The organism is Roseburia sp. MSJ-14, from assembly GCF_018918225.1.
Taxonomy (GTDB): domain Bacteria; phylum Bacillota; class Clostridia; order Lachnospirales; family Lachnospiraceae; genus Petralouisia.
In genome coordinates this window covers 1-3,516 of the sequence record NZ_JAHLQD010000040.1, presented here as the reverse complement: position 1 = coordinate 3,516, position 3,516 = coordinate 1, and the positions used below count along the sequence as shown (strand labels likewise).

The following is a 3,516-nucleotide window of genomic DNA, read 5'->3' as shown; positions in this document are numbered from 1 at the left end:
CGTCCGTGCTTCCAAGTCTCCCACCTATCCTGTACATACAATATCGAATCCCAGTATCAAGCTAGAGTAAAGCTCCATGGGGTCTTTCCGTCCTGGCGCAGGTAACCAGCATCTTTACTGGTATTTCAATTTCACCGGATGCATTGTTGAGACAGCGCCCAAATCATTACGCCTTTCGTGCGGGTCGGAACTTACCCGACAAGGAATTTCGCTACCTTAGGACCGTTATAGTTACGGCCGCCGTTTACTGGGGCTTGAATTCAAAGCTTCGCAATAAGCTAACCTCTCCTCTTAACCTTCCAGCACCGGGCAGGCGTCAGCCCATATACATCACCTTACGGTTTCGCATAGACCTGTGTTTTTGCTAAACAGTTGCTTGGGCCAATTCTCTGCGGCCTGTTAAAAACAGGCACCCCTTATCCCGAAGTTACGGGGCCATTTTGCCGAGTTCCTTAACAATGCTTCTTCCGTCGGCCTTAGGATTCTCTCCTCATCCACCTGTGTCGGTTTACGGTACGGGTACAATGTACACAATAGCGGCTTTTCCTGGCAGCTAGCTCACCTGCTTCGATACTTATTAGTTTCTCTCCGCATCACGTCTTCAGATTGTGTGGCGGATTTGCCTACCACACTCCTACCTCGCTTGCACCTGTTTTTCCATTCCAGGCTCAGGCTCTCTATCTGCGTCCCCACAGTTCTGATACATTGTAGTACAGGAATTTCAACCTGTTATCCATCGACTACGTCTTTCGACCTCGCCTTAGGTCCCGACTTACCCAGGGCAGATCAGCTTTACCCTGGAAACCTTAGATATTCGGCCGTAAGGATTCTCACCTTACTCTCGCTACTCATTCCGGCATTCTCTCTTCTTAGAACTCCACTGCTCCTTACGGTACAGCTTCGTCGCGCTAAGAATGCTCCTCTACCAATGAAAAATCATTCCTCAGCTTCGGTGTAGTGTTTAGCCCCGGACATTTTCGGCGCAGGAACTCTCGACTAGTGAGCTATTACGCACTCTTTGAATGAATGGCTGCTTCTAAGCCAACATCCTAGTTGTCTTCGAATTCCCACATCCTTTTCCACTTAACACTCACTTTGGGACCTTAGCTGGAGGTCTGGGCTCTTTCCCTCTCGACTACCCAACTTATCTCGTGCAGTCTGACTCCCAATCATCATCTTAACGGCATTCGGAGTTTGATAAATTTCGGTAAGCTTTGACGCCCCCTTGATTATTCAGTGCTCTACCTCCGCAAGACTAAATTGAGGCTAGCCCTAAAGCTATTTCGAGGAGAACCAGCTATCTCCGGGTTCGATTGGAATTTCTCCGCTACCCACACCTCATCACCACCCTTTTCAACGGATGTGTGTTCGGACCTCCATTGCCTTTTACGGCAACTTCATCCTGGACATGGGTAGGTCACCCGGTTTCGGGTCTACTCCCACTGACTATTTCGCCCTATTAAGACTTGGTTTCCCTTCGGCTACAGACCTTTAGTCCTTAACCTTGCCAGTGAGCGTAACTCGCCGGACCGTTCTACAAAAAGTACGCGGTTCACCACATAAGGGTGTTCCACAGTTTGTAAACACAGGGTTTCAGGTTCTCTTTCACTCCCCTCCCGGGGTTCTTTTCACCGTTCCTTCACAGTACTATGCGCTATCGGTCACTAAGTAGTATTTAGCCTTGGGAGGTGGTCCTCCCGTGTTCAGACAAGGTTCCACGTGTCTCGTCCTACTCTGGATACTGCTAGCTCTTATTAGATTTCGATTACGGGACTTTCACCCTCTATGGTCGGATTTCCCAATACCGTTCTTCTATCCTCTAAGATACACGTTGCAGTCCAAACCCCATATTGCACGCAACATGGTTTGGGCTCTTTCCATTTCGCTCGCCGCTACTTTGGAAATCGATGTTTCTTTCTCTTCCTCCGGCTACTTAGATGTTTCAGTTCACCGGGTTCCCTCTACATAGCTATGTATTCACTATGCAGTGACTGGAGTTCTTCCAGCCAGGTTTCCCCATTCAGAAATCTACGGATCGATGGATATTTGCTCCTACCCGTAGCTTTTCGCAGCTTATCACGTCTTTCATCGGCTCTTAGTGCCAAGGCATCCACCCTGCGCTCTTTTACGCTTAACCATACGATACTTTAAAGTATCTACAACTTCGTAGCGTCGAAGTTGCTGGTAGTTGAGTTATTAACTCAGTGTTTACATTGTTTAAGATTTAATTGACCTTCTTCTATATATAGAAGAAAAAATTTCATCTTATTCAACTTCTCCTGGTGAAATCATAAGTTTTATACCTACGTTTCATAAATTTAAGTTCATATCATATAGCCATGAAATCTATATGATATGCCTCGGATGTCTTTTGAAATTTGGCATGTTCATAAAAATATAAACATTCTTTTCAGTATGTAGTTTTCAATGTACAACCATCAAAAAATGATGAAACTTCTATTAAAAATAGAAGTTAGTGGAGACGATGAGATTCGAACTCTTGACCCCCTGCTTGCAAGGCAGGTGCTCTCCCAACTGAGCTACGCCCCCATTTAGGATAATATATTTAATTATCAACTGGGCTTAAGTGGACTCGAACCACCGACCTCACGCTTATCAGGCGTGCGCTCTAACCGGCTGAGCTATAAGCCCATTTTCAATCTGGCAGCCACCTGCTTTCCCATGCCGTCTCCAGCATAGTATCATCGGCCGCTTAAGGCTTAACCATCGTGTTCGGGATGTATAACGGGTGTGACCCCTAAACGCATCGCCACCGGAAGTGTTAAAAATAGAATGTTCAAAGAACATTCATAACCAAACAGCAATCTCCCTTACTCTTTTCCTTAGAAAGGAGGTGATCCAGCCGCACCTTCCGATACGGCTACCTTGTTACGACTTCACCCCAGTTATCGGCTCCACCTTCGGCAGCTCCCTCCAAAAGGTTGGGTCACTGACTTCGGGCATATCCGACTCCCATGGTGTGACGGGCGGTGTGTACAAGACCCGGGAACGTATTCACCGCGACATTCTGATTCGCGATTACTAGCGATTCCAACTTCACGAAGTCGAGTTGCAGACTTCGATCCGAACTGAGACGTTATTTTTGAGATTTGCTCACCTTCACAGGGTCGCTTCCCTTTGTTTACGCCATTGTAGCACGTGTGTAGCCCTGCTCGTAAGGGGCATGATGATTTGACGTCATCCCCGCCTTCCTCCAGGTTATCCCTGGCAGTCTCCTCAGAGTGCCCAGCCGAACTGCTGGCTACTGGGGATAGGGGTTGCGCTCGTTGCGGGACTTAACCCAACATCTCACGACACGAGCTGACGACAACCATGCACCACCTGTCTCGGATGCCCCGAAGGGAAGGCCCGGTTAAGGACCGGTCATCCGGATGTCAAGATTTGGTAAGGTTCTTCGCGTTGCTTCGAATTAAACCACATGCTCCACCGCTTGTGCGGGTCCCCGTCAATTCCTTTGAGTTTCATTCTTGCGAACGTACTCCCCAGGTGGAATAC

General features: G+C 47.8%; 2 tRNA genes and 3 rRNA genes. All 5 read right to left on the bottom strand.

What is annotated here, in order from left to right:
- Window positions 1-2,137 (bottom strand): 23S ribosomal RNA (locus tag KQI83_RS12650); the annotation flags it as partial.
- A 340-nt stretch (window positions 2,138-2,477) separates the two neighbouring features.
- Window positions 2,478-2,550, bottom strand: a tRNA-Ala gene (locus KQI83_RS12645).
- Window positions 2,551-2,578: 28 nt separating this feature from the next.
- Window positions 2,579-2,652, bottom strand: a tRNA-Ile gene (locus tag KQI83_RS12640).
- Between the two features lie 7 nt (window positions 2,653-2,659).
- A 5S ribosomal RNA gene (gene rrf, locus KQI83_RS12635) occupies window positions 2,660-2,778 on the bottom strand.
- Between the two features lie 69 nt (window positions 2,779-2,847).
- Window positions 2,848-3,516, bottom strand: a 16S ribosomal RNA gene (locus KQI83_RS12630); the annotation flags it as partial.